18 protein-coding genes and 1 tRNA gene are annotated in these 21,709 nt (G+C 74.1%); 14 read left to right on the forward strand and 5 right to left on the reverse strand.

Annotation, left to right across the window (positions count from 1 at the left end; all coding sequences use genetic code 11):
• Window positions 1-378: 378 nt before the first annotated feature.
• The 4 genes from ACFTWP_RS03620 to mscL all read left to right on the forward strand — a co-directional run bounded on the left by ACFTWP_RS03620 (window position 379) and on the right by mscL (window position 5,675).
• Window positions 379-1,863: a potassium/proton antiporter gene (locus tag ACFTWP_RS03620; protein WP_380262268.1), complete on the forward strand. Its 1,485-nt coding sequence runs from the start codon at window positions 379-381 to the stop codon at window positions 1,861-1,863.
• Window positions 1,864-2,282: 419 nt separating this feature from the next.
• Window positions 2,283-3,686: an MFS transporter gene (locus tag ACFTWP_RS03625; protein ID WP_380262270.1), complete on the forward strand. Its 1,404-nt coding sequence runs from the start codon at window positions 2,283-2,285 to the stop codon at window positions 3,684-3,686.
• 204 nt (window positions 3,687-3,890) lie between these two features.
• Complete coding sequence (locus tag ACFTWP_RS03630; RefSeq protein ID WP_380262272.1) at window positions 3,891-4,235, forward strand: FmdB family zinc ribbon protein; 345 nt, start codon at window positions 3,891-3,893, stop codon at window positions 4,233-4,235.
• Window positions 4,236-5,258: 1,023 nt separating this feature from the next.
• Complete coding sequence (gene mscL, locus ACFTWP_RS03635) at window positions 5,259-5,675, forward strand: large conductance mechanosensitive channel protein MscL (protein WP_380262274.1); 417 nt, start codon at window positions 5,259-5,261, stop codon at window positions 5,673-5,675.
• A 240-nt stretch (window positions 5,676-5,915) separates the two neighbouring features.
• On the opposite strand, the gene ACFTWP_RS03640 is transcribed toward mscL, so the two are convergent.
• Together ACFTWP_RS03640 and ACFTWP_RS03645 are read right to left on the reverse strand one after the other, a co-directional pair.
• Window positions 5,916-6,233 (reverse strand): hypothetical protein, encoded by a 318-nt coding sequence (locus ACFTWP_RS03640; RefSeq protein ID WP_380262276.1) that lies wholly within the window; start codon window positions 6,231-6,233, stop codon window positions 5,916-5,918.
• Window positions 6,234-6,391: 158 nt separating this feature from the next.
• Entirely contained in the window at window positions 6,392-7,363 is a 972-nt protein-coding gene (locus ACFTWP_RS03645; RefSeq protein WP_380262278.1) for a sigma-70 family RNA polymerase sigma factor, read from the reverse strand.
• Window positions 7,364-7,871: 508 nt separating this feature from the next.
• Between ACFTWP_RS03645 and ACFTWP_RS03650 the strand changes: the two genes are divergently transcribed.
• The 6 genes from ACFTWP_RS03650 to ACFTWP_RS03675 all read left to right on the forward strand — a co-directional run bounded on the left by ACFTWP_RS03650 (window position 7,872) and on the right by ACFTWP_RS03675 (window position 13,168).
• A complete protein-coding gene (locus tag ACFTWP_RS03650) occupies window positions 7,872-8,636 on the forward strand; it encodes a phosphatase PAP2 family protein (protein ID WP_380262280.1) in 765 nt (254 codons plus the stop codon).
• Window positions 8,637-8,820: 184 nt separating this feature from the next.
• Window positions 8,821-9,717 (forward strand): carbon-nitrogen hydrolase family protein, encoded by an 897-nt coding sequence (locus ACFTWP_RS03655; protein WP_380262282.1) that lies wholly within the window; start codon window positions 8,821-8,823, stop codon window positions 9,715-9,717.
• Between the two features lie 60 nt (window positions 9,718-9,777).
• Window positions 9,778-10,311 carry a GNAT family N-acetyltransferase gene (locus tag ACFTWP_RS03660; RefSeq protein WP_380262284.1) on the forward strand — a complete coding sequence of 178 codons (534 nt, stop codon included), beginning with the start codon at window positions 9,778-9,780 and terminating at the stop codon, window positions 10,309-10,311.
• 77 nt (window positions 10,312-10,388) lie between these two features.
• Window positions 10,389-10,601 carry a hypothetical protein gene (locus ACFTWP_RS03665; protein ID WP_380262286.1) on the forward strand — a complete coding sequence of 71 codons (213 nt, stop codon included), beginning with the start codon at window positions 10,389-10,391 and terminating at the stop codon, window positions 10,599-10,601.
• A 463-nt stretch (window positions 10,602-11,064) separates the two neighbouring features.
• Window positions 11,065-11,137 (forward strand) — tRNA-Arg (locus ACFTWP_RS03670).
• A gap of 519 nt (window positions 11,138-11,656) precedes the next feature.
• Window positions 11,657-13,168: a glycosyltransferase family 39 protein gene (locus tag ACFTWP_RS03675; protein ID WP_380262288.1), complete on the forward strand. Its 1,512-nt coding sequence runs from the start codon at window positions 11,657-11,659 to the stop codon at window positions 13,166-13,168.
• Between the two features lie 208 nt (window positions 13,169-13,376).
• Here the strand turns inward: ACFTWP_RS03675 and ACFTWP_RS03680 are convergent, their stop codons facing one another.
• A complete protein-coding gene (locus tag ACFTWP_RS03680) occupies window positions 13,377-15,848 on the reverse strand; it encodes a hypothetical protein (RefSeq protein ID WP_380262290.1) in 2,472 nt (823 codons plus the stop codon).
• Between the two features lie 300 nt (window positions 15,849-16,148).
• Between ACFTWP_RS03680 and ACFTWP_RS03685 the strand changes: the two genes are divergently transcribed.
• The 3 genes from ACFTWP_RS03685 (at window position 16,149) to ACFTWP_RS03695 (ending at window position 18,306) form a co-directional block, all read left to right on the forward strand.
• Complete coding sequence (locus tag ACFTWP_RS03685; RefSeq protein WP_380262292.1) at window positions 16,149-16,904, forward strand: GPP34 family phosphoprotein; 756 nt, start codon at window positions 16,149-16,151, stop codon at window positions 16,902-16,904.
• Window positions 16,905-17,242: 338 nt separating this feature from the next.
• Window positions 17,243-18,100 carry a helix-turn-helix domain-containing protein gene (locus ACFTWP_RS03690; RefSeq protein WP_380262294.1) on the forward strand — a complete coding sequence of 286 codons (858 nt, stop codon included), beginning with the start codon at window positions 17,243-17,245 and terminating at the stop codon, window positions 18,098-18,100.
• Window positions 18,097-18,306, forward strand: coding sequence for a DUF397 domain-containing protein (locus tag ACFTWP_RS03695; protein WP_380262296.1), 210 nt, complete (start codon window positions 18,097-18,099; stop codon window positions 18,304-18,306). The genes ACFTWP_RS03690 and ACFTWP_RS03695 overlap by 4 nt, the downstream gene beginning before the upstream one ends.
• A gap of 138 nt (window positions 18,307-18,444) precedes the next feature.
• Here ACFTWP_RS03695 and ACFTWP_RS03700 read toward each other — a convergent pair whose 3' ends face one another.
• Window positions 18,445-19,560 carry an ADP-ribosylglycohydrolase family protein gene (locus tag ACFTWP_RS03700; RefSeq protein WP_380262298.1) on the reverse strand — a complete coding sequence of 372 codons (1,116 nt, stop codon included), beginning with the start codon at window positions 19,558-19,560 and terminating at the stop codon, window positions 18,445-18,447.
• A 243-nt stretch (window positions 19,561-19,803) separates the two neighbouring features.
• On the opposite strand from ACFTWP_RS03700, the gene ACFTWP_RS03705 reads away from it, so the two are divergent.
• Window positions 19,804-20,925 carry a tyrosine-protein phosphatase gene (locus ACFTWP_RS03705; protein WP_380262300.1) on the forward strand — a complete coding sequence of 374 codons (1,122 nt, stop codon included), beginning with the start codon at window positions 19,804-19,806 and terminating at the stop codon, window positions 20,923-20,925.
• A gap of 80 nt (window positions 20,926-21,005) precedes the next feature.
• On the opposite strand, the gene ACFTWP_RS03710 is transcribed toward ACFTWP_RS03705, so the two are convergent.
• On the reverse strand, window positions 21,006-21,509 hold the full coding sequence (locus tag ACFTWP_RS03710) for a beta-class carbonic anhydrase (RefSeq protein WP_380262302.1): 504 nt from the start codon (window positions 21,507-21,509) through the stop codon (window positions 21,006-21,008).
• Window positions 21,510-21,709 lie beyond the last annotated feature (200 nt).

Consider the following 21,709-nt stretch of genomic DNA (forward strand, 5'->3'; position numbering starts at 1 on the left):
AGGGCGTCCTCGCAGGGTGACGGTGGGCGACGGGCGGGCGGGTCTCGGGTTGCGGCCGTGACAGGTCACCACATTAGGCCGACTCCGGTGGCGGCCGTGCACGGGGGACGCCCACCGTGGAATCCGGGGCCCCGGCCGGGCCGGCCGGGCAGGGCGCCGGGGCGCGCCGGCACCGACGGACCGGGCGGGCCGGGGACGCACGGGCGGCTGCCCGGGGTCGGGGCGGCCACCGGACCGCAGCGGCGCCGGCGGGCCGGGCCGGGGAGGCCGCGGAAAAGGCCCCAAACTAAAGAGCGGGTAAAATGTTAGACTGAGTAACGATCCCCCCGTGACGATCCGTCAGCCACCCCGTCCACCCGCTGCCCGAGGTGCCCCTGCGTGACTGTTGACCACCTGAACCACTTCCTGCTCGAGTTCTCCGTGATCCTGCTGGTCGCGGTGGTCGCGGTGCGCATCTCCACCCGGTCCGGACTCCCCAGCCTGCTGATCTACCTCGGCATCGGGGTGGCACTGGGTCAGAACGGCCTGGGCATCACCTTCAACAACGCCGAGCTCACCCAGGTGCTCGGCTACGCGGCCCTGGTCGTGATCCTCGCCGAGGGCGGCCTGAAGACCAGCTGGCGCGAGGTCAGACCGGTCATGCCGGCCGCCGTCGTGCTGGCCACCGTCGGGGTCGCGATCAGCGTCTTCGTCACCGCGGCCGGCGCGCACTACCTGGTCGGCCTGGACTGGCGGGCCGCCCTGCTCCTCGGCGCGATCGTCTCCTCCACCGACGCCGCCGCCGTCTTCTCCGTCCTGCGGATGGTTCCGCTGCCGCACCGGCTGACCGGCCTGCTGGAGGCCGAGTCGGGCTTCAACGACGCCCCGGTGGTCATCCTGGTCGTCGCCTTCGCCACCACCGGCGAGGCGGACTCCTGGTACGTCCTGACCGGCGTCATCGTCGCCGAGCTGGCGATCGGCGCCGCCGTCGGCCTCACCGTCGGCAAGCTGGGCGCCTACGCGGTCAAGCAGGTCGCCCTGCCCTCCTCCGGGCTCTACCCGATCGCCGTCCTGGCGCTCACCGTGCTCGCCTATGCGGGCGGCGCCCTGCTGCACGGCTCGGGCTTCCTGGCCGTCTACGTCTGCGCGGTCATCCTCGGCAACGCCAAGCTGCCGCACGGCCCGGCGGTACGCGGCTTCGCGGACGGGCTGGCCTGGATCGGGCAGATCGGCATGTTCGTCCTGCTCGGCCTGCTCTGCACGCCGTCGAGCATGGGCTCCGCGGTCGTCCCCGCACTGGTCATCGGCTCCGTCCTGGTGCTGCTCGCCCGCCCGCTCTCGGTGGTGCTGACCCTCACCCCCTTCGGGCTGCCGCTGCGCGAGCAGGCGCTGCTGAGCTGGGCCGGGCTGCGCGGGGCGGTGCCGATCGTCCTGGCCACCATCCCGCTGGTGTCGGGCGCGCCCAGGGCCCAGGAGATCTTCAACATCGTCTTCATCCTGGTGGTGGTCTTCACCCTGATCCAGGGGCCCACCCTGCCCTGGGTGGCCAAGTGGCTGAAGGTCTCCGAGGGCGCGATGGGCCAGGACCTCGGCATCGAGTCCGCCCCGCTGGAGAAGCTGCACGGCCAGCTGCTGTCGGTGACGCTCTCGCCCACCTCGCGGATGTCCGGGGTCGAGGTGAGCGAGCTGCGCCTGCCCACCGGGGCCGCGGTGACCCTGGTGGTCCGCGAGGGCGCGAGCTTCGTGCCGGACAAGGCCACCGTGCTGCGCGGCGGGGACGAACTGCTCGTGGTCACCACCGACGCCGTCGGCGAGGCCGCGGAGAAGCGGCTGCGGGCGGTCGACAAGGGCGGCAAGCTGGCCGGCTGGCTGAACGGGCGATAGGGCTCCGACCGACGGCCCGCGGGAGCGGGAGCGGGGGCGGGGGCGGCGGCCGCAGGGCGGGCCGCGGCCGGGTCACGGGCCGCGGGGCGCCGGGCAGGCGCCCCCCACGTGCTCGGCCTCCCCTGGAATGCCGCCCTGTCGCCAGGTGTTCACCTCGATTCGACAGGGCGACGGGGCGGCGAGCCTGTACTGTGGAGGAAAGCGCGTGTCTACGCGCGTATAAGCAACGCGAACGATGACTGACACATCCGCAACATCTGCCTGAAGCAGAGTTGGCGCGACCGCTCGGCGGCCGCGGCCCGCAGCACCCACCGCCGGGCCCGGTATCTACCCCGGTCGACGCGCGAGAGGACGACTCTCGGCGCCGTCGGGGCCACCCGTACCCCTGCTGCGCTACCAGGCAGCAGGAAGGACCGACCGTGACGGCCCGCCGAACGGTCGACAAAACCCCCGCACGCGTCGGGTACGGAACGCTGCTGCGCACCCCGGGCGCCCGGGGGTTCCTGGTACCCGCCTTCGCGGCCCGCCTGCCCTACGCCATGCTCAGCCTGGGCATCGTGCTGCTGGTCCTCGACACCCACGGCTCGTACGGCACGGCCGGCGTGGTCGCGGCGGTCTCCGCCGTCGCCCAGGCCCTCGTCGGCCCGCAGACCGGTCGGCTCGCCGACCGCTACGGCCAGTCCGCCGTACTGCTCCCGAGCGTCCTGGTGCACGCCCTCTCGGTCGGCGCGCTGATCGCGCTGGCCCTCGGGCACGCCCCGGTCTGGGCGCTCCTCCTCGCCGCCGCCCCGGCCGGCGCCAGCGTGCCGCAGATCGGCGCGATGGTCCGGGCCCGCTGGGTGGCCAGGCTGGCCGACTCCTCGCCCGGCACCCTCAACACCGCCTTCGCCTTCGAGTCCGTGACGGACGAGTTCACCTTCGTGGTCGGCCCGGTGCTCGCCACCGCCATCGCCACCGGCGTCACGCCCGCCGCCGGTCTGGTGGCCGAGGCCGCACTGACCGTCGTCGGCGGGCTCGCCTTCGCCGCCCGGCGGGGCACCGCACCGGCCCGCCACCCCCGGGTTCCGGGCGCCCGGCGGGTCTCCGCCCTCGCCTCCCCCGGCGTCCGGCTGCTGGCCGGCGCGTTCCTCGGCGTCGGCACCGTGTTCGGTGCCATGCAGGTCTCGGTCACCGCCTTCGCCGAGGCCGCCGGACGCCCCGGCGCCAGCGGCCTGGTGTACGGCGTGTTCGCCGGCGGCTCGATGCTGGCCGGCGTGCTCTACGGCATGGTCGCCTGGCGCCGCTCGGCCCGCGGGCGGATGCTCGGCAGCTACGCCCTGCTGGTCCTGGGCTGCTCCACGCTGTGGGCGATGCCCGACCTGACCTCGCTCACGCTCGCCGGGCTGGTCTGCGGCCTGGCCATCGCGCCGACCCTGATCACCGGCTACACGCTGGTCGAGACGCTGGTCCCGGACGGCGCGAAGACCGAGGCCTTCACCTGGCTCACCGGTGCGATCGGCCTCGGCCTCGCCACCGGCTCGACGGTCGCGGGCCGCCTGATCGACGGCCACGGACCCTCCGCCGGATTCCTGGTGCCGGTGGCCGGCGCCGGCCTGGGGCTGCTCGCCCTGGTCGTCCTGCGACGGCTGCTGGTCGCCCCCGCGACGGGCGGCCCGACCACCGCGGCCGGCGACGGCACGGCGGGCGCCGCGGTCACCGCGGGCGCCGTCGCCGCGGCGGTCGGCCGGGCCTCCTCCGAGAGTGCGGCTGCCGCCGCGCCGGACCGGACCCCGGCCGCCCACGGCGGTGGCCGGGCACGGCTGGTGGGCGCCGCGAAGGGCTGAACCGGGGGCCGCCGCAGCCACCGGACGAGGCCGTCCGCGTGCGACCGTGCGATCGTCCGTACCCGCCCGTTCGGGCGGTCGGGCGCGCCGCCGGTGGTATCTCACACCTGCGGCGCTGGACTGATCAGGCGGAATGCCGCATCATTGACCGTCGTTAGCACTCATCAGGCGAGAGTGCCAGGGGGAAGTGCAGGAGGAAGACAAGTGCCCACGTACCAGTACCAGTGCACCGAGTGCGGCAACGGCCTGGAGGCGGTGCAGAAGTTCACCGACGACGCGCTGACCACGTGCCCCAGCTGCGAGGGGCGGCTCCGCAAGGTCTTCTCGGCCGTCGGCGTGGTCTTCAAGGGCTCTGGCTTCTACCGGACGGACAGCCGTTCGTCCTCCAGCAGCTCGGTGGGCGCCGGTGCGGCCACCGGGTCGTCCGGCGGCTCCTCGACCGGCAGCGGCTCCTCGACCGGCGGTTCCTCCTCCGGCAGCGGCGCCGCCACCTCGACGAGCCCGGCCCCGGCCGCCGCCAAGTCGACCGGCAGCGCCTCGGCGAGCTGAGCCTCCGGCAGCGCATCACGTACCGCCCCGGGGCGGACACCGACTTTCGAGGGCCCGGCCCCACCGCGTGTTGCGGTGGGACCGGGCCCTTGCGCGTCCCCGGCCCGGAGCGGCAGCCTCGCCGTCGGCCTCCCGTCATCCTCACGGGTGTACGAAGTTATCCACAGCCCCGGGTTGTCCACAGGGGTACGGCCGGGGATTCCACGAACACGCGGGCGGAGGCAGGCTGAGCGGGCGAGGTCGCCCCCGGCCCTCGGCCCGCGAGCACGGTGAAGCTCGCGGGCCGCGGGCCCGGCCGGCGACGCCCCCCGTTCCCCGAATCGAGGCGGTGCCCGTCATGACCGGTCCGACCCGGCCCCTGCTGTCCTCCACCTGCGGCCGGCATCCGTTCGCCGCGCCCGTCGGCGTCCAGAGTGCACTCCCCACGCCCGCCTGCGGTCGGACTCCGTTCGCCGCGCCCGTCGGCGACCAGCACGGGCTCCCCGCTCCCGCCTGCGGCCGGACGCCGCTCGGGCCGCCCTCCCGTGCCCAACCGCCGCCGGCGACGGCCTGCGACCGGATCGGTCCGCCGCCCCCGGGTGGCGGACGCTCCTCGGATCCGCCCGGCGGCCCGGGGCACCGGGCGGCGGCCCGACGCACCGTGCCGGCCTCCACGTCCGCCGTCCCGCCCCGGCGTGCCGTCCCGGCCTTCGCACCGATCAGACGCGGCGGAGGCGGCCGGCACCGGCTCCAGCAGGCCGTCCGGCACCGGCCGGGGGTCGTGGCCGCCGGACTCCTCGCCGTTGCCACCGCACTGGCCGCCGGGCCCCTGCGGCCGGGGCCCCCGCCGCCCGCCGCCACCTCCGCCACCTCCCCGGGTGCCCCCGAGCCCGCCGGTGCCCCGCGCTGCACACCGGGCGGCGGTGCGCCGTAGGCACGACCCGGGTCCGGCGCAGCCCGGGGCCACGGTCCTCGGATGGCTGCGACCACCGAATTCAGGACAATTCACCCGTAACTCATCCGGCGTCCGGTCGTTCACGCGACATGAAGGGCTTCAAGGAATTCCTGCTCCGCGGCAACGTCGTCGAACTGGCCGTCGCCGTCGTGATCGGCGCCGCGTTCACCAACATCATCAACGCCTTCGTGAAGGGCGTCATCAACCCCATCGTCGGCGCCTTCGGCGCCAAGGACCTGGCCGCCTACAGTTCCTGCCTCAAGGGGCCGTGCGAGCTCAGCGCGACCGGCGAGGTCACCAGCGGCATCCTCATCCTCTGGGGGTCGGTGCTCAGCGCGGTCCTGCAGTTCGTGATCACCGCCGCCGTCGTCTACTTCGTCCTGATCGTCCCCATGAACAGGCTCGCGGCGCGGCGCAAGACCCTGCAGGAGATCCAGACCGAGGCGGAGGCCAAGGAGGTGGCCCTGCTCACCGAGATCCGCGACGCCCTGGTCAGCCGGGCCTGACCCGACAGGGCATCTCCGCCCCCGCCGGCACCAGCCGGTGACCGCGATCGCCCGCTGCCCATCCCCTGCCGCCCGTCGACCGCTACCCCTGCTCCCAGCCCGGCCCGCCCGGGCGGACGCGGAGCTGAGCCCCGCCCTGCGAGCACCGGGGCTCAGCTCCCCCGAGTCGTGCGAGAGCGCCCGCCGACGCCCCGACGGCGCCCCTACTCCCTACCCCCGCTTCAGCCCCTGTCCCGCCGCTCAGCCGCCGTGGTGGGGCGGGCGCTGGCTCAGGTACCAGTCCAGGTTCCGGCCGGCGCTCTCCCCCGCCCCGGGCCGCTCGCCCCAGCCACGATCGGTGTCGTCCCCGGACTGCTGGTCCAGGGGGTCGCCGAAGACCAGCTTGGCCCTTCCCGCCGCGCCGGGCCCGGGTGCGACCGCCGGAGCGCCTCCCGGCGCCTTCGAGGCCTTCGCCGCCCCGCCCTGGCCGGGTGCGTCCCGCTCCACCCCGGCACCCGTGGCCGCCGCCCCTGTACCGCTGCCGGCTCCGCCGGTCCGATCCGGTTCCTGCTCGCCCATCGTCCTGCCTCCAGCCGCTCCGACCGATCCGCCACCAGCCTACGAGCCGCCCCCGGTCACGCCGCCCACCCGCTCCAGGGCGCCCCCGGGCACGCCGGAGCCCCGGCGCGGCCACTGGCCACCCCGGGGGGCTTCCGTCGGCCTCGCGACCGCCCGCGTCAGGCGGCCTCGAAGCCCGCGTGGTCGGCGATCTTCTTCAGCTCCGCCAGTGCGTGCTTCTCGATCTGGCGGATCCGCTCACGCGTCAGACCGTGCTGCTTGCCCACCTCGGTGAGGGTGCGCTCGCGGCCGTCCTCCATCCCGTAGCGGGACCGGATGATCGAGGCCGTACGGTCGTCCAGCCGCCCGATCAGGCCGTCCAGCTCCTCGCGGCGGAGCATCACCATCACCGCGTCCTCGGGAGAGGTCGCACCGGTGTCCTCGACGAGGTCGCCGAACTGGGTCTCGCCCTCGTCGTCGACCGACATGTTCAGGCTGACCGGGTCACGGGCCCAGTCGAGCACGTCCTTGATGCGCGTCTCGGTGGTGTCGAGCTCCGCGGCGATCTCGGACGGCTCGGGCTCGCGCCCGAGCTCCTTCGCCTTCTCGCGCTGCACTCGGCGGATCCGTCCGAGCTCCTCGACCAGGTGGACGGGGAGCCGGATGGTGCGCGACTGGTCGGCGATCGAGCGGGTGATCGCCTGCCGGATCCACCAGGTCGCGTAGGTGGAGAACTTGAAACCCTTGGCGTAGTCGAACTTCTCGACCGCTCGGACCAGGCCGGCATTGCCCTCCTGGATGAGGTCGAGCAGCGGCAGGCCGCTACGGGGGTAGCGCCGGGCCACCGCGACGACCAGACGGAGGTTGGAGCGGATGAAGACGTCCTTGGCACGCTCCGCGTCCTCGGCTATCGCCTCCAGTTCGGCACGCTTGGCACCCTTGGGGAGCGTGCCCTCCTCCAGCAGGTGCTGGGCGTACACGCCGGCCTCGATCCGCAGCGATAGCTCGACCTCTTCGGCGGCATCGAGCAGGGGCGTCCTGGCGATCTCGTCGAGGTACATCCCGACCAGATCGCGGTCGGCTTCGAAGTTGGTCGGGCGGGCCGCGCGAGTCCGGTCGGCCCTGTCGCGAACGACGGCACGGGTGGCCATGCTTGCTCCCTTACTGGGTGTTGCCGAAGTCTGCCTGCCTGCCCGAGAGGGCAAGAATGCGGGCCCCTTCGGGGCTCACACGTAACGATCCAACGCACAGAATCCGGACAACATTCCCAAGTCGCTCAGATTCTTCGCCGGATGCAGTATCCTGCCGGTTTTCACCCCGATTTCGGACAGAGGGTGAGCGGAAGAGCACCGCGGGTGCCTGATCCCGGCCTGGTGCCGCGGAACACCCCATGCAATGGGAACCCGCGTTCGACGATTCACGCACGAACCAGCCCTCCTGGATAAACCACCAGGACGCCCCCCGCGTTCCCCGCACCGAAATCCGGGCCGTCGGACGGTACTCGAACCCGAGGGCCCCGACCCCGCGCCCCGCCGCACCTCCCGATGGCGCGAAAGAACACCCCCATTCGGGAACCCGCTCAGCTTCTCCGCACAAAAGATGCCGAATCGCTATGCGTCCACCGCGGGATCGGCACGGGCCGCTGGGAAGGTGTCAGCCATGCACCTGACCAATGGCTCGCCTCCCGCCGCCACCGACCGCCATCTGTTGCGGTACGGGACGCTGGCCGCCGGCTGTGCCGGGCTGTTCGCGGTGCTGTTGACGGTCGTCGAGGTGCGCTGGGCTCCCCTGGCCGGACTCGACCGCGGCTGGACCGACAGCGAGCACGCCTACGCCCGCGGCCACGCCGCCTGGACGGCCGCCGTGCAGACCCTCAGCAACATCGGCGGCACCGTCACCATGCGGACCCTGCTCGGGCTGGCGGCCGTCTGGCTCTGGCTGATCGGCGCCCGGGTGCTGGCCTGCTGGGCGGCCGCCCAGGCACTGGTCGGCTGGGCGGCCCTGCGGGTGCTCGAAGTCGCCGTCGACCGGCCCCGCCCGCACTTCACCGACCCGGTGGCGCACGCCTCCGGTCCCGGATTCCCCGCCGGGCACGCGATGGCCTCCGCGATCACCTGCGTGATCCTGCTCTGGCTGGTCCGCCCGCACGCCAACCGGGCGGGCCGCGCGGTGGCCGCCGGCGCCGCGGCGGTGACCGTGCTGGCGGTCGGCTGGACCAGGATCGTGCTCGGCCTGCACTGGCCGAGCGACATCCTGGCCGGCTGGCTGGCCGCCGGGGTCGTCCTGGGCGCGGTGACCGTGGCCGTGGAGATCTGGCGACCCGGCGACCTCGCCCGCGACGTACGGCGGGTCAACTGGCGCACCCGACCGCGCGTGCAGCGCGTCCTGGTCGGCGAGCCGTCCGCTCCCGGCCGCGACGGGTAGCGGACTCCGCAGGCCGCGACCGGCAGGGGGCTCCGCAGGCCGCGGGAAGTCGGCCGGCCGGGCCGCAGACGGTCGCGCCGGCGCCCACTCGTCCTCCCGGAGTACCCGGTGCCTCCTCCCGGTGTGCCCGGCCGTCGCACCACCCCGCCGAGGCGGCCGGGATCGGCTTGGCTAGCGTTCAACCATGCTCCCGACAGCTCCCGCCGACCGGATCCCGCGCCCCGCCGAGCACCATCTCGCCGGCCGCCTGCCCACCAGCACGCTGCGGATCGCGACCGCCCAGGCCCCGGTCGTCCCGGGTGACATCCCCGCCAACGCCGCGACGGCCGCCGCCGTGATCCGCGAGGCGGCAGCGGCGGGCGCCCGGCTCGTGCTCTTCGCCGAGAAGTTCCTCTCGGGCTACGAACCGACCCTGATCAGGGCCGATCCGCTGCGGCACGCCGTCCAGCCCGACGACGACCGACTGGCGCCGATCGCGGACGCCTGCCGCGAGGGCGCCACCACCGCCGTGGTCGGCGCCGCCGTCCGGGACGAGGCGGGTGACCTGCGCGTCTCGGCTCTGGTCATCGGCCCCGACGGGGTCCTGGTCACCCGGTACGACAAGCAGTACCTGTTCAAGAGCGAGCGCGAGCTCTACCGCCCCGGCACCGCCGGCTGCACCCTCGTCCTGGACGGCTGGCGGCTCGGGCTCGGCATCTGTTACGACAGCGGCTTCCCCGAACACGCCCGGGCCGCCGCGCTGGACGACTGCCACGCGTACCTGGTCGGCGCGCTCTTCAGCGTCGGCCACGGCCACCACGAGTCCCGGACCTGGTTCCCCGCCCGCGCCCTCGACAACACCGTCTACACCGTGCTCGCCAACCACATCGGCGAGACCGGCGGCTGGCACACCTGCGGCGCGAGCGCCGTCTGGGGCCCCGACGGTCGCCTGCTCGCCGAGGCCGGACCGGACCGGACCGATCTCGTCCTGGCGGACCTGGACCCGGACGTCCTGAGCGCCACCCGGACGTCCGAGCCGCTGCTCCACGACCTCCGGAACCGGCCGGCCGCGACCGGGCGGGTGCTGCACCGGTTGGGCTGACGCGGCCGGGCCGGCCACGACGGCGGGCCCGGACGGTCGGACCGGACTACGCTCCGGCGCATGCGGAGCACCCTGCACGGCACCCTGGTCACCCTGCGCCCGGCCACCACGGCCGACGTCCCGGTGCTCGCCGCCATCCGCGCCACGCCCGAGGTCCGCCGGTGGTGGCGCGGCGGGTCCGACCTGTCCGGGGAGATCGCCGAGGACCTGCGCGACCCCGGCACCCACACGCTCGCGGTGGTGCACCGGGGCCGGGTGGTCGGCGCGATCCAGTGGTCCCCCGAGGAGGAGCCGGACTACCGGCACGCCGGTATCGACGTCTTCCTCGACCCGGCGGTGCACGGTCGCGGCCTGGGCACCGACGCCGTCCGCACGCTCGCCCGGCATCTCTGCTCGGAGCAGGGACACCACCGCCTGGTGATCGACCCGGCGGTCGACAACCGGGCCGCGATCCACTGCTACACCAAGGTCGGATTCCGCCCGGTCGGCGTCATGCGCCGCTACGAGCGCGGTCCGGACGGCAGCTGGCACGACAACCTCCTGATGGACCTGCTCGCGGAGGAGCTCGCCGACCCCGCGGGGCCGACGCCCTGACGCGCCGCCCGCCCCTCGGGCGCCCCCGCTCGGGCGCCACTCGGTAACCTCCCGGCGCCGGATGGCGTTGATGGACCATGAGAGTGATACCTGCGCAGTGGCGGCCCCCCACGCTGGCGGACGCCGAAACGCTTCTGCACCCCGACGGACCGGCCCGGGCGGACCGACCGGACGAGCCGATCTTCGACGAGCTCGTCCACCGGTGGACGAGTGCCGGTCGGGCCGTCCCGGGACACCCCGACAACGAGTGGACGGCCCTCGTGACCCGCGCCCCCTGGCCGCGCCGGTAGGCCGACCCCGGCGCGCGCCCACGACCGGGCTCCGCCGCCCCCGGCCCCACCACCGCTCGGCGCCCCCGGGCAGCCGGGCAACCGGATCCCCCAACGACCCGGAGGACCAAGGGACTGACCCTGCGTCACAACTCCACACCGCCGCGCCGTCAGGCCACCTCGCACAACCGCGTCCGGTCACCCCTCAACCGCGGCCCCGCCCCTCGGCCTCCCCGCCCCACCTGCCACACCGTGGGCCCCGGACGGCAGCCGGGACGCCCTCACCGCAATGAGCGGAACTGGGGCGATCTCCACAGGCACCATCCGCTAGTCTGTCAGGGGTCAGCAGGCCACCCGCTGCGCATTCGGCCGGACGGCGCCACAGGGCACCACCGAACGCAGCGCCACGCCGGCCGACCAGGACGTCTGTCGGTCCACGCCGAGTACGCCCCCGGGCGTACGGCAGCGGGTCGCGAGACACCCCGCCTCAGTAGCTCAGGGGATAGAGCACGGCTCTCCTAAAGCCGGTGTCGCAGGTTCGAATCCTGCCTGGGGCACGACGCGGAAACGCGAAGAGGCCCGGGCCAGAGGGGAAACCCTCCGGCCCGGGCCTCTTTCGTTCCGGACGGCTGGTCCGCTCGTGCCCCAGCCGTGCCCGTACCCCCTGGCGGGTCCTGCTCGCCGAGCGTGCCGCGGGCGGCCCCACCCGTCCTGTCGGCGACGGCCCGGTCTCGGTGGCCGGTCGTGTGCTGGTGGATCAGCGCGGCCCGGGTGGTGCTGCGCCCCCGTCCACGTCATGAGTTCCCGGGTGCCGGCCTCGGCGCGTCCTGCGCGCGGACGATGCGCGCGGACAGGTCGACGTCCGGACGCCGGAACGCGGCCGGGCACGGGGTACAGGGCCGGGGCACCGAGGTCGGGGTACGGGGGTCGTCCGGGTACTGACGGTGCCCGGACGAACATTTTCATGAAACCGGACGAATCGTCAGTGCCGATCTCCAGTAGCCTGGGAGCCGCTCCGGTCGCCAGTCCTCCGGGGCTGCCCTATGACGCTCTCTTCCAGCACGAGGCTCCGCTCCATGACGCCATCCGCGCCCGCCCGTACCCTCTCCAGGCTGACGGGCAGTGTGTGGATATGGCCCGCGTTGGTGATGCTCTGCGTCGGCGGCTACCGGCTCACCACCCCCGAGCTCTGGCGGGACGAGGTGTCCACCTGGACCGCCTCCACCCGCGGCCTCGGCGCCCTGCTGCGGATGCTGGAGAACGTCGACGCCAGCAACGGCGTCTACTACGTGCTGATGCACGGGTGGACCACCGTCTTCGGCGACTCCCCCGTCGCCCTGCGACTGCCCTCCGTGCTCGCCATGGCCGGCGCCGCCGCCTTCTCCTCCCTCACCGCGCAGCGGATGTTCGACAGCCGGGTGGCCGGACTGGCCGCCGGACTGCTCTTCGCCGTCGTGCCGAGCATCTCCCGGTACGCCCAGGAGGCCCGCTCGTACGCGCTGGTCACCTGCGCCGTGGCGGCCGCCACCTGGCTGCTGCTGCTGGCCCTGGAGCGCCCCGGGCTCGCCCGCTGGGCCGGGTACAGCGCCTGCCTGGCCCTGGCCGGGGGCGCGCACCTGATCTCCCTCAGTACGGTGGGCGGGCAGCTGGCGCTGGTGCTGCTGCACCTGTGGCGCACCCGCGCCGCGCTCGACCGGCGCCTGCTCTGGCACTACCCGCTGGCGGTGGGGGCCGCGCTGGCGCCGGTGGCGCCGTTGATAGCGCTGGGCAGCAGCCAGGTCGACCGCCAGCTCGGCTGGATCCCGACCCCCACCCCGTACGTGCTGCGGACCTTCGGCCACCAGCTCTTCGCCTCGGTCGACGTCTACCACGTCTTCGTGGTGCTGGCGCTGGCCACCCTGCTGTGGTCCGGGCGGCGGCTGCCCGCGCTGCAGTTGCTGCTGCTGGCCGAGGTCCCGGTGGTCGGCGTCTGGATCATCTCGCTCGGCGACACCTCCTACTTCATCGACCGCTACCTGCTCTTCACGCTGCCGGCCTGGGCCGCACTGGCGGGCGGCGGCATCGGCGCCCTGTACGCGACCGCGCGCCGCTGGGCGCCCGCCCGGCTCTGCGCGGTGCTGGCGCTCGCCGTGATCGCCGTACCGGCCTTCCAGACCCTGCCGCAGCAGCGGGCGATCCGCGGCATGTTCTCGCACGAGCGGTACAGCGACTACCGGAGCGCGGCGGCGGTGATAGCGGCCGGCTACCGCCCCGGGGACGGCGTGGTCGCCCCGCACGGCGACAAGAACTGGGCGATGATCGGGCCCGGCCTGGACTTCTACCTGCCGCAGCACGTCCGCCCGTACCCGGTCTTCCTGCAGAACACCGCGGCCCAGGCGGGGGACCTGTACCCGGTCGAGTGCCCGGTGGCCGTCCAGTGCGTCGGCCAGGGCGGCCGGATCTGGGTGGTGACCTTCGAGGGCGCCGGCGCGGACCCGCTGCAGAGCCTGCCGGGCGACCAGGCGAACGCGCTGCTGTCGCAGTACCGGGCCACCGAGGTCCGGCAGGTCCGCGGGCTCACGGTGTCCCTGCTGGAGCGCAGGGGCTGACCCCGCCGGACGGGGCCGCCGCCGGCCGCCGGCGTCGGACCTCCGGATCGGGCCGGATCGGGCCGGACGAGAACGAGCGGGAACGAGCGAGAACGACGAAGGGACGTACGGTCGCGGACCGTACGTCCCTTCGTCGTTCCCGCCCGCCCCAAGGCCTGATGGGCCCGGGGTGGCGGCCCGTCAGGTCGGGCGGATCAGAGCAGACGGGTCAGAGCAGGCGGGTCAGCCGCGACAGGATCGACGGCGGTGCCAGGTCCGACTTCAGGACCAGCGGGACCTCGACCCTGCCGTCGCCCGAGCCGACCCGGAGCACGCCGACCTGGGTGCCGGCCTTGGCCCGGTGGCCGACCGTGGCCGACTCCAGGGCGAGGGTGGCGGTGACGCCGTCCCAGCCGGCGACGGTGACGTCCTTGGCCGCCACCACCGGGACCCGGCCGCCGAGCCCGTCGTCGACGTACCCGACGGTCTCGCCCTCCTTCGCCAGGGTCTGCCCGGCGAGGGCGCCCTGAGCCGCCGCGATCTGCTTGGCGCTCGCGGTCTGGACGGCCTTGAGGATGGGCTCGGTGGCCGTTGCCGGCTGGCCCAGGGTGACGCCGAGGATCATCCGCCGGACGCCGCCGACGTCCTTGACGGCCGCCCACATCAGGCAGCCGCCGGCCGGGGTGCTGGAGCCCGTCTTGACACCGATGACGCCGTTCTTCGGGCTGAGCAGGGTGTTGGTGTTGTACACCTTCTGCCCGTTGAAGTTGGTGTCGGCCTCGGCCACGACCTGCCGGAAGATCTCGTTCTTCATGACCTGCTCGGCCAGCTTCAGCTGGTCCTTGGCGGTGCTCTTGGTCTCGGCGTTGAACCCGGCCGGGTCGACGTAGCTGGTGTTGGTCATGCCGAACCCGGCGGCCGCCTCGTTCATCTTCCGGACGAAGGCCTCCTCCGTGCCGGAGTCCCAGCGGGCCAGCAGCCGCGCCACGTTGTTGGCCGACGGCAGCATCAGCATCTCCAGCGCCTCGTACTGGGTGAGCTGCTGGCCCTCGGCGAGGGTGATCTTGGACTGGTCGGCGTCGCTCGACTCCTGGGCGGCCTGCTTGTCGACGGTGAGCTTGGGCCCCGTCTCACCCTTCTTCAGCGGGTGGTCGCGCAGGATCAGGTAGGCGTTCATCACCTTGGTGACGCTGGCGATCGGCGCCGGCGTCTCCGGCCCGGAGCTGCCCATGCTGCCCACTCCGACCACCGTGGCCGCCGACTGCCCCTTGGCCGGCCAGGGCATGTCCAGCGGGCTGCCGGTGAAGACGACGGAGGTCGCCAGACCCAGGCCGACAGTGGGCCTGGGCAGCGGACGCAGCAGCTGGGCCGCCACCACGACGCCGAGCACCAGGGACAGGAAGACCGTCCAGACGGTGATCCGCCTGAGCGCGCGGCGCAGCGGCGAGACCGGGCGGGCGCTCAGCGCCGCCAGGACCTGCATCGCCTCGGAGGTGCTCTCCGGCAGCGGCTCGGGGGCGGGCAGCGGCTCGGGGGTCGGCAGGGGCTGCGGCTCCGGCGCCGGAAGCGGCTCGGGAGCCGGCTCGGGGACGGGCTTGGGGACGGGCTTGGGGACGGGCTTGGGGGCCGGGAGCGGCTCGGGCTGCGGTTCGGGCTCCGGTACGGGGGCGGGCCCGGGCGGCTCCGGCACCCCGCCGTCGTCGGGCGCCCCGGGGCGGGGCGCGCGCAGCGCCTGGGGCTTCTCCAGCTTCCGGGTCGACAGCGAGTCGGCGACCGGCTCGGCGGCCGACTCGACGGCGGGCCCGGCGACGGGCTCTGCGACGGGCTCTGCGACGGGCTCGGTCACCGGCCGGGCGGCCGATCCGGTGGCCGGCTCGGACTGCCGGTCCGGGCCGGTGGTGCGAGCCCGTCCGGCGGCTCCGGTGCGCGGGGCCACGGGGGCGCCGTCCCGGATGGCGAGACGCGGATCGACCGCCGCCGACCGGGCGGCCGCTTCGACGACGGACGCGCCGACGGCGGCGGGTTCGGCGACCGGCTCGGCGCCGGCGCTCGCGGCGAGGTCCGCCGCAGGCCTGTCACCAGCACTGTTCGCGGAGTCTGCGGTCGCGGCGGGGTTCGTCACCCGGTCGGGCAGGCGCAGCGCCGTGGTCGCGTTGTCGGCCGGCAGTCGCAGGGCAGTGGTCCGGTTGTCCACTTCGCGGACACGCAACTGCACGGTGGGGCCGGCCTTGGCGGCGCCGACTGACGGTGCGTCCGCCGGCGGAACCGTCAGTTCCAGCGTGAGGTCGGCCGGCAGGTCGGGGCGCCCGTCCGGGGCCGGACCTCCGCCCGGGGCCCGGCCCCGAGCGCCGTCCGGACCGTCCGGGCCGTCGCCCGAGCGGCCGTCCGGGCCCCCGGGGGCGGGCTCGCCGGCCTCGGCGCGGGCCTCCCGGCCCTCGGCCGCGGTGGCCGCCCCGGCGGCGGCGGTGGCCCCGCCGGCGGCCGGACCGTCGTCGCCGTCCGCCCGGAGGCGCAGCTGGACCGTCGAACCGGCCGGGGCCGGGGGCGCGGTGGTGCCGGCGGACCCGTCCGCACCGGCGACACCGTTCGTACCGGCGACACCGTCCGCACCGGCGACGCCGACCTCCGGCCGGGCCCGCGGGGCCTCCCGCTCCTGCTCCCGCTCCCCGTCGCGCAGCACTCTGTCGGGGGACTCACCCACGTAACCCAGCCTCCTCATACGCCTGGCGGGGCACCGGCCGTCCCGATTTCGGGAAGCCGCCGCCCCGCCCCATGTACCTGTACAGTCTCCGCCACCGGGCGCCCGATCCGGCCACCCACACCCCGTCCGACCGGCGGTTATTGCGGTCGCACGGCCGTTCCCCCGCCCGTCCGGTGTTCAGACGCCGGGCCCGGTGCCGCCGGTTCCCCGTTCGGACCGCAAGGTCACGATTCGGAGGCGTACTCGACAAGGCCGTGTGAGAGGCGTCACTCTGTCATTCATCCACGCGGGGAGGCTTGGATGGGCAAGAGCCGCAGAACAATTCCCGAGGAACTCTTGTTGCTCGCACTGGACCCGACCACGGGTACCACGGCGCAGCCGCAGACCCTCGACCTCGGACTCGCCGGGGCACAGCTCGTCGAGCTGTCCCTGGCCGGACGGATAGTCCCGGATGGGGACCGGATCGCCGTGGTGCTGCCACGACCGACCGGCGACCCCACTCTGGACCACGCCCTGGAGCTGCTGCGCCGTCGCGGCAGCCCGGTGCGTGCGGCGCACTGGATCGGCGGGCCCCGACTGGGGCTGCGGCAGACCTACCTGGCGCACCTGGAACGGTGCGGCATGGTGACTGCGGTGCCGGGACAGGTGTGCGGGGTCCTTCCGACGACGCGCTACCAGGCGTCGGACGACTGCTCGAACGCCGCGATCAAGCAGCGTCTCGACACGTCGATCCGCACCGGCGTACCGCCGGACCCGAGGACGGCCGCACTGGCCGCCCTGGCCCACGCCGTGGGCCTCGGCAAACATCTGTATCCGGGCAACGAGGGCAGGTCGTCGCGGTCGCGACTGCGCGACCTGATCCGCTACGACCCGCTCGGTGGGATGGTCGCGCACGCCGTGATGGACGTGCAGAACGGCCTTCCGTCCCAGCAGGGCCGTAACGCCGCCCAGCCGGCCGCCGCGCCGGCTCCGGGCGGTCGTCCGGCCGCACGGCCCGCGAGCCGGGTTCCGGCCCCCGGGGGCCGGGCGGTGCCGACCCGGGTCGGCGTCCGGTGACCGGATGGTCCGGACGGCGCGCGGCGAGCGGCGCGCGCCACTAGTGGCGAGTGAGCAACCAGCAGGTACCGAGGGGCGGTCGCCCGGCACGGAAGTCGCCGGGTGGCCGCCCCTCTGCCGTGTATCCGGCCGTAGTGTCGCTCTTACCACCCAGGGACGGCCGCCGTCTCGCCGAAGCGCTTTTCCGATGATCTGTTCTAGTGCGCTCCCGCGATTCCCCGGCGCCGACCTGATCCAAGGTGACATGCTGCTCCAAGTCAGGGGGGTTGGTACCAATTTCCACACTGTTCCGAGGATTGCCGGTCCAACGATCACCAGAGGTCCGGCCGGAGGTCGATGTGTCCGCGAGCATCAATCCCACAGTGCGCCGCCGAAGGCTGGGCGCCGAGTTGCGGCGACTGCGCGAGACCCTGGGAATGACGGCGGAGGAGGTGGCCGGGCGGCTGATGGTCTCCCAGTCCAAGATCAGCCGCCTGGAGAACGGCCGTCGCAGCATCAGCCAACGGGACGTCAGGGACCTCTGCGACGTCTACAACGTCGACGACGAGCGGGTCCGTGCCGGGCTGATGGAGATGGCCAGGGAGTCCCGGCAGCGCGGCTGGTGGCACGAGTTCAGCGACATCCCGTACAGCGTCTACATCGGGCTGGAGGCGGAGGCCTCCTCGATCCGCGCGTACGAGTCCTCCTTCGTCCCCGGGCTGCTGCAGACCCAGGAGTACGCCGAGGCGGTCGTGCTGGGCACCCAGCCGGACACCGACGCCACGGCGGTGCGGCGGCGGGTGGAGGTGCGCATCAAGCGGCAGAGCCGGATCTACGGCGAGAACCAGCTGGGGAGCCTCTGGGCGGTGATAGACGAGGCCGTCCTGCGCCGCGAGGTCGGGAGCCGGGCGGTGATGTTCCAGCAGCTGCAGCAACTGCTCGACCTGAGCGCCCGCTCCAACATCAATCTGCAGGTGATCCCGTTCTCGCACGGCGCGCATCCCGGCATGACCGGGACATTCTCCCTGATGGAGTTCCCCGAGTCAGCGGATTCGACCGTTGTCTACTTCGAAGGGGTGACAAGCGACCTCTACCTGGAGAAGGACGCCGACGTGCGCCGCTATACCGGACTGTACGACCACCTGATGGCCGCAGCCCTCAGTGTCGCGGAGAGCCGGTCACTGATAGCCAAGATCGCAGAGGGGTACCAACCATGACCACCAAGTTCGAGAACGGCCTCACCTGGCGCAAGAGCAGCCACAGCGGTGGCAACGGTGCCTGCGTGGAGATCGCCGTCCCGAGCGCGGCCGCCGTCGCGGTACGCGACTCCAAGGACCCGCACGGTCCGCAGCTGCACTTCTCCAAGGAGGCCTGGGCAGCGTTCGCCGCGGCGGCCGGCGCCGGGTCCTTCGGCGAGCTCTGACCCGCCCTCACCTCTTGAGACAGTCCGCCCGTCCCGGTGCCCGCCGTCGTCCGGCGGCGGGCACCGGATCCCCCTCGCGCACCGCCCCGCCCCGGCTCGGGCGCGTTGCCACGACGGCGGGCCGGCCGGTGGGCCCCGTCAGCGGGCCACCGGGTAGCGCACCGCCCAGGCCGCTCCCTCCCCCGCGTCCTGGCCGTGCAGTTCCGGCCCGTGCATCAGCTCCAGCACGAAGTCGTCGGCGAGTTCGAGGATCGTCCCCCGGCCCTCCAGGGCGGCCAGCAGCTCCGGCGGCAGGGCGGTGTCCCCGTGCAGGGCGCCGAGCAGGTTGCCGCAGATCGCGCCGGTCGAGTCGCTGTCCCCGGAGTGGTTGACGGCGAGCAGCAGTCCGGACTTCACGTCGTACGCCACCAGCGCGCAGTACACGCCGATGGCCAGCGCCTCCTCGGCCACCCAGCCCTCGCCGAGCGCCTCGACCCGCTCCGCGGACGGCTCCCCGGCGCGGACGGCGTCCAGCGCTCCGCGCAGCGCCGCGGTCGTCTCCTCGTGCGAGGGCCGTTCGGAGAGCAGGGCGAGCGCGAGGTGCACGCCCTCCTCCAGGGTGCCGCCCCGGGCCACGGTGTGGACGATCACGGCGAGGGCGCCCGCCGAGAGGTAGCCGGAGGGGTGGCCGTGGGTCAGCACCGAGCACTCCACGGCCAGCTGGAAGACCAGGCCCGGCTCCCAGGAGGTGAGCAGCCCGAACGGCGCGGCCCGCATCACCGTGCCGCAGCCCTTGGAGTGCGGGTTCTTCGGCGCCTCCACGGTGCCCAGCCGGTCCGCCTGCGGCCCGGAGAGCCCGGACAGGCAGGCCTGGCCGGGGGCGCGCTGGGCGTAGAGCCACTCCTCGCGGCCGAGCCAGCCGAGGTCGGGGCGGCGCTCGTCGGGGCCCCAGTCGCGCTGGGTGGCGGCCCAGCGCAGGTAGGCGAGGTGGACGTCGGTGGGCGGGTGCCAGCCGCCGCTGTCGCGGCGGATGTGGGCCCGGATCAGGCCGTCGACGGTGAACAGGGACATCTGGGTGTCGTCGGTTATCGCACCGGTCCGGCCGTACGCGGGCACGTAGCCGGTGACGCCCTGCGGGCCGTGCGCGGCCTGGATCTTCTCCAGCGACTCGAACTCGATGCCGGCCCCGAGCGCGTCGCCGATCGCCCCGCCGAGCAGGCAGCCCCGTACCCGGCTGCGGAAGTCCTGCTGCTGCGCGCGCGACCACAGAGGCATCACGAGTCGGAACCCTTTCGTCCAGGGGTCGCGGGGATCCCCTCCACCAGCCTTCGGCCGCGAGGTGCCCCCGGACCGGGGGCGGGCAACCGCGCCCGACGGCAGTTCGCGCGCCCCCGCACTGTATTCGAATTGCCGGACGGGTTGACGGGTTCCCTCGGACAGCCGCTCTTCAACAAACTGTTGCCGTCACGTCATCCGGCGGACACGGGCGACCACCCGGAGCTGCCTACCGTCCCGATCATGACCCGCACCCGCACCCGCCTGGCCGCCGCGCTGACCCTCACCGGCGCGCTGACCCTCGGCTCCCCCGCCGCCCTGGCCGTCGCCGCCCCCGCCACCGCCCAGGACGCGCCCGCCGCCTCCCGGGCCGCCGCCCGGCACGCCATCCCCTTCACCGCCGCGAGCGCCGTCCAGCAGGCCGACGGCAGCTTCACCCTGACCTGGACCGCCCCCGGCACCCGGGGCGTGACCGTCTACGCCGGCACCGACCGGGAGGACGTCCGCCACCGCAAGCCCGTCGCCAAGGGCGCCGGCTCGGCCACCGTGACGGTCACCGGCCTCCCGGCGGCCGACCGCTGGTTCTTCGAACTGGTGCCGGACCGCGGCGAGTCGCTGGTCGTCGCCGACCGCTCGTTGCACCTCGCCTCGGCGCCCAACTTCCGCGACGCCGGCGGCTACCGCACCGCCGACGGCAGCTGGGTCCGGATGGGCGTCGTCTACCGCTCCGGCGACCTCAGCAGGCTCACCGACCAGGACCTCGCCAAGCTGCGCCGGCTCGGCGTCCAGGAGGTCTTCGACCTGCGCACCCCCGCCGAGCGGAAGGCCGCGCCGGACCGCCTCCCGGCCGGCGCCACCGCCCACGACGCGAACGTCCTGGGCGTCGCCGACACCGGCCAGTTCAGCGTGGCCAGCCCGCAGGCCGCCGTCCAGGTGATGATCGACGCCGAGCGCACCATGGTCTCCGCCGACAGCGCCAAGGCCGCCTACCACTCGGTGTTCGAATCCCTGGTGGAGCGCGACGACGAGGGCGTCCTCTTCCACTGCACCGCCGGCAAGGACCGCACCGGCTGGGCCTCCGCCGCGCTGCTCACCGCCCTCGGCGTGCCGCGCGCCACGGTCGAGGCCGACTACCTGGCCAGCAACACCTACCGGGCCGCCGAGAACGCCGCCACGCTCGCCCAGCTCCCGCCGGCCTACCAGGCCGTCTACAAGCCGCTGCTGGACGTCAGGGCGGAGTACCTCAACGCCGGCTTCGACGAGGTCCAGCAGAAGTTCGGCTCCTTCGACGACTACCTCAGGTCCGGCCTCGGCCTGGACAAGCGGGACCTGCGCGACCTGCGCAGCCAGCTGCTGGTGGGCTGAGGACGGCGGACGGCGGGGGCCGGCGCCCGCCCGGCGGTCCGGGCGAGCCGGCCCCCGCCGTCGGGCGGCGGGCCCGCGGGTCAGACCACGACCTCCTGGAGCTTGCCGGTGGCGACGTCCAGCACGAAGCCGCGCACCGCGTCGGTGTGCGGGACGAACGGGCTGTTCCTGATCCGCGCGACGGACTGCCGCACGTCGGTGTCGAGGTCGGCGAAGGCCTCGGCGGCCCACGGCGGCTTGATGCCGGTCTCCTCCCGGATCGACTCCCGGAAGGCGTCGTCGGAGAAGGTCAGCATGCCGCAGTCGGTGTGGTGGATCAGGATGATCTCCGTCGTCCCGAGCAGCCGCTGACTGATCGCCAGCGAGCGGATCGCATCGTCGGTCGCGACCCCGCCCGCATTGCGGATCACGTGCGAGTCGCCCTCGGCCAGCCCGAGGACGCCGTAGACGTTGAGCCGGGCGTCCATGCAGGCGAGGACGGCGGTCCGGCGGGCCGGCGGCAGCGGGAGCGGTCCGGCGAAGGAGGCGGCGTAGTCCGCGTTGTTGGCGAGGTACTGCTCGACGGCACGGGGGTTCTCGGTCATGACCGACTCCGGATTCACTGGCTGGAGCACACGGGGGCGGGCGGCCCGCCGGGAGCGCTCCCCGGCGGGGAGGACGCGGCGGGTCACCGACGGGCTGAGGTGGCGCGGCCGCGGAGCGGCGGCGGACCGGGCACGGGGCCGGACGGCGTCGGACGACGCGGCCGGACCCGGCAGGGAGGGACGAGCGTGCGGGGGCGGGT

This window comes from Kitasatospora sp. NPDC057015, from assembly GCF_042673745.1.
Taxonomy (GTDB): Bacteria; Actinomycetota; Actinomycetes; order Streptomycetales; family Streptomycetaceae; genus Kitasatospora.

What these genes read in the sequence shown, in the direction of transcription:
- ACFTWP_RS03710 (WP_380262302.1), bottom strand. Translation starts at nt 21,509, where the DNA reads ATGACCGAGAACCCCCGTGCCGTCGAGCAGTACCTCGCCAACAACGCG.
- ACFTWP_RS03645 (WP_380262278.1), bottom strand. Translation starts at nt 7,363, where the DNA reads ATGGCCACCCGTGCCGTCGTTCGCGACAGGGCCGACCGGACTCGCGCG.
- ACFTWP_RS03660 (WP_380262284.1), top strand. Translation starts at nt 9,778, where the DNA reads ATGCGGAGCACCCTGCACGGCACCCTGGTCACCCTGCGCCCGGCCACC.
- ACFTWP_RS03695 (WP_380262296.1), top strand. Translation starts at nt 18,097, where the DNA reads ATGACCACCAAGTTCGAGAACGGCCTCACCTGGCGCAAGAGCAGCCAC.
- ACFTWP_RS03675 (WP_380262288.1), top strand. Translation starts at nt 11,657, where the DNA reads ATGACGCCATCCGCGCCCGCCCGTACCCTCTCCAGGCTGACGGGCAGT.
- ACFTWP_RS03700 (WP_380262298.1), bottom strand. Translation starts at nt 19,560, where the DNA reads ATGCCTCTGTGGTCGCGCGCGCAGCAGCAGGACTTCCGCAGCCGGGTA.
- ACFTWP_RS03650 (WP_380262280.1), top strand. Translation starts at nt 7,872, where the DNA reads ATGCACCTGACCAATGGCTCGCCTCCCGCCGCCACCGACCGCCATCTG.
- ACFTWP_RS03640 (WP_380262276.1), bottom strand. Translation starts at nt 6,233, where the DNA reads ATGGGCGAGCAGGAACCGGATCGGACCGGCGGAGCCGGCAGCGGTACA.
- ACFTWP_RS03655 (WP_380262282.1), top strand. Translation starts at nt 8,821, where the DNA reads ATGCTCCCGACAGCTCCCGCCGACCGGATCCCGCGCCCCGCCGAGCAC.
- ACFTWP_RS03665 (WP_380262286.1), top strand. Translation starts at nt 10,389, where the DNA reads ATGAGAGTGATACCTGCGCAGTGGCGGCCCCCCACGCTGGCGGACGCC.
- ACFTWP_RS03685 (WP_380262292.1), top strand. Translation starts at nt 16,149, where the DNA reads ATGGGCAAGAGCCGCAGAACAATTCCCGAGGAACTCTTGTTGCTCGCA.
- ACFTWP_RS03705 (WP_380262300.1), top strand. Translation starts at nt 19,804, where the DNA reads ATGACCCGCACCCGCACCCGCCTGGCCGCCGCGCTGACCCTCACCGGC.
- mscL (WP_380262274.1), top strand. Translation starts at nt 5,259, where the DNA reads ATGAAGGGCTTCAAGGAATTCCTGCTCCGCGGCAACGTCGTCGAACTG.